The following is a 5,571-nucleotide window of genomic DNA, read 5'->3' as shown; positions in this document are numbered from 1 at the left end:
GCTTGATAGTTCTAGCCAATGGCTTGATGTCAATCTGCCCAAAATGACAGCGAAAATATCTGACTTTAGCGACGCTCTCCCAGCAGAATCTAACCCCAATCCCCCCATTGACAAAGCTACTTTAGAGCGCATTTATGAACTGGAAATCAATCTTGGTAGCAAGGCAAGTGATAGCCAAGAAGAAAAAACTAAACTATCACCAATGGCGCAAAAACTGTATGAATATCTCACTAGAACTGAACGAATATCAGCTGATGTTAGAGAGTTTAAGGGCAATTTTAAAGTGGCTGGTGAGAGATTCACTGTTGAGCAAATCAAGGGCTGGATGTATGAAATTGTGGGGGCAGGTATGGCTGACTGGATAGGCGAGGGTGTTATCAAGCTCAATCAAATTTAGCCGCTTTCTGTGTCCGCGTGTCTACTCCCAAAAACACCCTTTTTTCGCGGACATCGGACACCAGACACTACAGACACTAAACCCTAAAAGCCTTATACAGTATGGACACGTTCAGACATTAGAGCAGACACACAGCGGACACGTTTTGACACCAGATGTCTGTGACGTGTCCGTTGTGTGTCTACCAGACACTAATAACAAATCTGCCAACAAATAGACAATTGATAAATTTTTAAAAATCTTGAGGGATTTTTCTCTCTTTTTATCGGTCGTACTTATCCCAACGTCAATTCACCCAACTGTATATCAACGACTAACCGACGATTTGTTAACCATTGACGACCGAGTAAAACTTCTGTTAAATCTTTGCCAACATGTACAGGGATGTCAAACTCTTGACCATCAAATAGTACTTGACCAACATAGATGTCAAATTTTACATCTCCCCGTGCAGTTCGCATTGTTTGCTCTCGTAAACGCTCCCAACCAAGTGCATCTATATCTTGGTCATTAATCGCTAACCAATACGAAAAACCTGTATCAAACATCGCCTCAACAGGTAATTCTAATCCATCTGATGTTATTAAATTAATTTCAAAAAGTAGTGCATCCTCATCACCAAAAAAACCGGAAATCGTCATATTGTGCCGCAAGCCCCAGACTCATTAATCCGAAAACTATAGTGGATTTTGTCTGGATGCTGTTGGCGACACTGTAATGAGACTACTTCTAAATCTTTATCAACAAAATATTCTCCACTATCCGGTTCAACTGCAACAAACCAGTTGTAGTGAGTTTCAATTAATTCTGATTTTACTCGCTCAAAAATAGGTTTACAACGTTGGTAAAAAGCCTCGCGTTCGGCTTCACGTCGTGCTTTTTGTGACTCATTCCATTGGATTTCGGGAAATATTCTCCCCCTACGGACAACACGGGTAGACTTGGTTTCTGTCATGCTTTTTACCTATAAACCAATATCTATTATTTTAACGGTAAAGCTATCAAAGAGTGAACCGGGATTTCCGCCTCAGCTGCGTTTATTAAAATAATCATCGCTGTCGGGTTCAAGTAATTGGATGATACAATCCCGTTTTCTGATTAAATTCCCAGCCAATACCAGAAGTATCCTTGCGCTTAGACCATGCGAAAAAAAGCGGCGCGGGTTGACTTTCTCTTTCCTTACGAATAGTTTCTGGAGTTACCCCTAACCTTGAAGCCAAACTTTCTTCTGTAATTGGCTGAAACTTAACAGGTTGCCCTTGATTATAAGAATTGCCGTAGTATGACTTACCCCGCCTTGGTTGATTATTAATATTACTTTGAAGCTGCATAATTACCTCGGCAAATTGTGCTAGCCGATTATTTATAGAGTCGATTTTTTGTTCTAAATCGGCGAGATGCTGGTTACTGGATGCATCGCTACTAATATCACCCGACAAACGTAATTCTAGATTATCCAGACGAGAGCAAATCGTCGATATGTTTTGAGAGAGGTGATTGTGGGGACTACCCCTGCCATTATCTAACGCTGCTATCAAATCATCTAAAGAGTGAAGCACCTCGCTTGAGAGTCCTTGTCGGTGCAGCCGGGATAACTCCCTAACTGCTGGAATCAGGGGAGTGGGTACGCGGATCATCTCGCTGGGTTTGTTCTCGTCAGGCATAGTGATATCGCAATTGATAGCAACAGCTATCGATATCAAGTAGATAGCAATGCTATCAACATATCAGGAATTGGATCGAGAAAGCATTGTTCGCTCGACCATTTTTAATGCAGAGCAAGGCGCGAGAGAATTGCATTCGTACCTTGTGACTTACAGCACTTTAAAACAATTAAAGTCCAAATCATAACGACTGCGGATTAATGACGATGAAAAAGCCAAAGAATCGGGGAAAATAAAGTTAATCGTAATGTAAAGTGATTGTGAGAATGCACGTTTTAACAAGCACTTAACGCGCACAACCCGCCTAAATCAACGGTTTTCGTCTATGTCTGGTATCATCACGCTCCGCTCAATCACCTATGCCAGTGCAATTACACAGAACGATAGTAAACAAATTCTCGAAGTGTTACTGACGCAAAAACGGTCGGAACATACCCGCAGGGCTTATTCTCATGACTTGCGAAATTTCTTTAGTCTCATTGCTCCCGGTCGTGAATTAACATCTGACCTGGCCCGCGAATTTTTATCGCTGTCAAAAACGCAGGCGATCGCGGTAGTGGTCGCCTACCGCAACCATCTTTTTGAGCAAGGTTTAGCGCCAGCGACGATTAACCGCAGAATCAGCGCGATAAAATCTTTGGTGGAAATGGGGCAGATTTTTGACATCTGCGATTACGACCTGGAAGTGATTAAAAATGAGAAAGTTAGACCCTATCGGGATACTAAGGGGATTGAGGTAAGGGAGGTGATTAAGTTATTTGAGGCGATCGATACTTCGACTCTGGCGGGTCAGCGCGATTATTCCATCATGCGGCTGTTGTGGAGTAATGCCCTGCGGCGCGGGGAGATTCCCAGTTTAGATGTGAAGCATTTTAAATATGCCAGATGTCAAATCGAGGTTAGCGGTAAGGGACGCAATGGGGAACGGGAGTTGGTGACAATTTCTCAAAAAACGGCTGCTTCAATTTCTGATTGGTTGCAAGCATCTAATGCTGCTGATAAGCCTAACGAACCCATTTTTATTTCCCTCGACCCGGTAAGGTTTGGTAATAGGTTAACTGGGGAAGCAATACGTCTAATTGTTGTCAAATATTGCAAGTTGGCGGGAATTGAAAAGCAGATGAGTCCCCACCGAGTAAGACATAGCGCTATTACTGAAGCGCTGAACCAAAATAATGGTAATATTCGGGCTACTCAAAAATTAAGCCGCCACTCTGACCCCAGGACTGTGATTATTTACGACGATAACCGCGTCGATTTGCAAGGTGCTTTGACCAGGCAGCTTGATGATTTGATTTAACTTATTAATCAGAGATAGTCAAATTATATAATTTACGCCTAATGTGAATTAAATAGGTTGAGACTGGAAAGTGATAACATCAATACCATGCAATTCCTTGATTTTAGAAAAAACCTAACAATCGTAGCTAGGTTGAAATTAGATATTACCAATTTGCAAATTATGGGGATTTTTCAGGATAAAATGATTATCAACTTTTACTAAATCACCTGTGCAGCGAATTGGTAAACGTTCCTGATAGGCTTTAATGGCTAAGATATAATCATGGTCTGCTAGTTCTGTTTTGATTTCTCGTAATTTATCAAAAACTTCACCTAGTAAAGTAATTTCTCCACTCAGTTGATCAATTAATGGAGTGGAAATTTGCATGACTACACCTTGCATGGTGAAGTTGGGATAATTGGTAATAAATTCGCTTAATATATCAACTTGGTCACGATTTTCTACTGTCTCCAATGTTTTTAATATATCGCTGATTCTTTCGGCATAATCTCCTAATTCATGTTTGAGAGGTAGCAGGATTTCATATTCAGGAACGGCATCTTTTTTCAGTCGCCAAATTTCCCCTACATCATTATATATACGCCCTGTTTCATGCCAGCCTGTTGCTTGCAAATGTGCCTGTATCACATTAGGGTTAACAGTTTTGAGTATTTGACTGTCTTTAATAGTAACTTTCATGGCAAATCTCCAAAACTAATGCGTTGAATGATGGCTTTGAGTGCATCTGATGTCAACTGATTACTACGGGGTATTTCAATAGTAACATTGGTTGTATTTTCGGTGTCTGGCATTTCGCGCAAGGATACCCAGTAAGCACAATGTCTAATACAAAGTTCATCTTCGGTTTGTTTTATCCACTCTGTTATTTTTTCTGGAACTAAAACGACAACTAAAATCCGAGGGACAAGGGCATTGATTTTTAAATCATTATAGTTTTTGAGATTGAGGGGATATTTAATATAGTTTTCATCCAGAATATCTCTGGATGTACATTTTACTTGTAGTTCTAGTCTTGGGGAAAGGATTTTACCTGTACCGCCCCTGCTAACTATGCCTAAGTCTACGCTGTCGTTATCGACTTCTGGTCTATATAAAGAATAACCTGCAACGGCAGCGATGGCTCTGATATAGGTGATGCTAAATTGTTCTTTTTGTTGGTTAATATCCATTAAATTACAAATTACAAGTCAAGCTAATGCCAACAGCATCGATTGTTACTCAAAGCTTGATGGCAATTCATAAGAATGCGCTAAGAGAACTTTTGCATCATCGACTTCGCCCGTCGCATATTTGCCACTTGTTGCCTGTAATCATTCTTCGTTATCGCTTCAGATAACACTGCACTGAGAAATTCTGGATTTGCCTCACAATACTCAAACATGGCTTCAATCAGAACCTCACGACAAATGCTGTTCTCCCGACACACCTCTTGTAGGCGTGAGCTTACTCCCTGCTCCAACCGCAGCGTACTCTGCTTTGTTTGCAACGGCTGAAAAGATACAGTAGCCTGATTTTCGTCAGTTTCAGGTATCTGACTTTCTTGACTTCTAGATATCGAGGTATCTGGACTTCCAGAACTGAGCGAGGTATCTCGACTCTTGACACTCGGACGATTCCGCTGTTTCAATCGCTCTAGTGCATCACTCATGAGTTAACGCCTCAATAATTTGCTCAAAGGGATATTGCAGGTCGGATTGCCCCAGGTCTGACAACAATTTGCCTTGTCGGATTGCACTTTTAAACTTCTCCGACTCGCGGATAGAAGGTAAAATTGGGATGTCGAGAGCAAACTCTCGCATCGCTTCAATATTTTGCCTGCCTTCTAAAGTTTGGGTGTTTCCTACCCAGCGATCGCGAAAAGGAACTATCCCTAATACTCTGCCTGTAAATGCCATTAAGTTGGCTTGTTCTGTTAAGAAGCTCAGGGTATCAATTAAGCTATTGGTTCCCTTAACGTTGGCTTCGACGGGGATGATGACATAATCAGACGTTCCCACTGCTGTTAGGCATAGTTGGGAGCGCGATGGTTGCACGTCAATCAGGACATAATCAAAGATATTGGCTACATGTAGCGACCTGCAATTATAAATCCCCCAACCTGCAATCATCGTTGTTTTCAGCCAGGATTATTTGCAACTATAATTTCATTTGAACCAGGATTAAATGCAACTGAGCCAGGATTAAATGCAACCAGCCTGCAATCATCC

The 5,571-nt window shown here is 41.4% G+C and carries 8 protein-coding genes and 1 pseudogene; 2 read left to right on the top strand and 7 right to left on the bottom strand.

The genetic code is table 11. From position 1 onward, the window contains the following. Positions 1-397, top strand: a pseudogene (locus ACEW80_RS04090) (hypothetical protein); the annotation flags it as partial. A 275-nt stretch (positions 398-672) separates the two neighbouring features. On the opposite strand, the gene ACEW80_RS04085 reads toward ACEW80_RS04090, so the two are convergent. From ACEW80_RS04085 to ACEW80_RS04075, 3 genes are all read right to left on the bottom strand, one after another. Beyond that, on the bottom strand, positions 673-1,038 hold the full coding sequence (locus ACEW80_RS04085) for a retroviral-like aspartic protease family protein (RefSeq protein WP_373525362.1): 366 nt from the start codon (positions 1,036-1,038) through the stop codon (positions 673-675). Further along, positions 1,035-1,352, bottom strand: coding sequence for a hypothetical protein (locus tag ACEW80_RS04080; RefSeq protein WP_373525361.1), 318 nt, complete (start codon positions 1,350-1,352; stop codon positions 1,035-1,037). Before ACEW80_RS04080 ends, ACEW80_RS04085 begins: the two co-directional genes overlap by 4 nt. A gap of 109 nt (positions 1,353-1,461) precedes the next feature. Further along, on the bottom strand, positions 1,462-2,061 hold the full coding sequence (locus tag ACEW80_RS04075; protein WP_190937474.1) for a hypothetical protein: 600 nt from the start codon (positions 2,059-2,061) through the stop codon (positions 1,462-1,464). Between the two features lie 325 nt (positions 2,062-2,386). Between ACEW80_RS04075 and ACEW80_RS04070 the strand changes: the two genes are divergently transcribed. Then, positions 2,387-3,361 (top strand): tyrosine-type recombinase/integrase, encoded by a 975-nt coding sequence (locus ACEW80_RS04070; RefSeq protein ID WP_373525360.1) that lies wholly within the window; start codon positions 2,387-2,389, stop codon positions 3,359-3,361. A 138-nt stretch (positions 3,362-3,499) separates the two neighbouring features. Here ACEW80_RS04070 and ACEW80_RS04065 read toward each other — a convergent pair whose 3' ends face one another. From ACEW80_RS04065 to ACEW80_RS04050, 4 genes are all read right to left on the bottom strand, one after another. Beyond that, the gene (locus ACEW80_RS04065; protein ID WP_373525359.1) at positions 3,500-4,042 is read right to left on the bottom strand and encodes a hypothetical protein; all 543 of its coding nucleotides are present in this window, start codon (positions 4,040-4,042) and stop codon (positions 3,500-3,502) included. After that, the gene (locus ACEW80_RS04060; protein WP_373525358.1) at positions 4,039-4,533 is read right to left on the bottom strand and encodes a DUF4365 domain-containing protein; all 495 of its coding nucleotides are present in this window, start codon (positions 4,531-4,533) and stop codon (positions 4,039-4,041) included. Before ACEW80_RS04060 ends, ACEW80_RS04065 begins: the two co-directional genes overlap by 4 nt. Before the next feature lie 80 nt (positions 4,534-4,613). Beyond that, on the bottom strand, positions 4,614-5,012 hold the full coding sequence (locus ACEW80_RS04055) for a hypothetical protein (RefSeq protein WP_373525357.1): 399 nt from the start codon (positions 5,010-5,012) through the stop codon (positions 4,614-4,616). Then, complete coding sequence (locus ACEW80_RS04050) at positions 5,005-5,472, bottom strand: ParA family protein (RefSeq protein WP_373525356.1); 468 nt, start codon at positions 5,470-5,472, stop codon at positions 5,005-5,007. The genes ACEW80_RS04055 and ACEW80_RS04050 overlap by 8 nt, the downstream gene beginning before the upstream one ends. Between the last annotated feature and the right edge of the window lie 99 nt (positions 5,473-5,571).

Origin of the sequence: Nostoc sp. (assembly GCF_041747015.1) — a bacterium.
Classification (GTDB): domain Bacteria; phylum Cyanobacteriota; class Cyanobacteriia; order Cyanobacteriales; family Nostocaceae; genus Nostoc.
The sequence above is the reverse complement of the archived record's forward strand: the minus strand, read 5'-3'. Positions and strand labels throughout refer to the sequence as shown.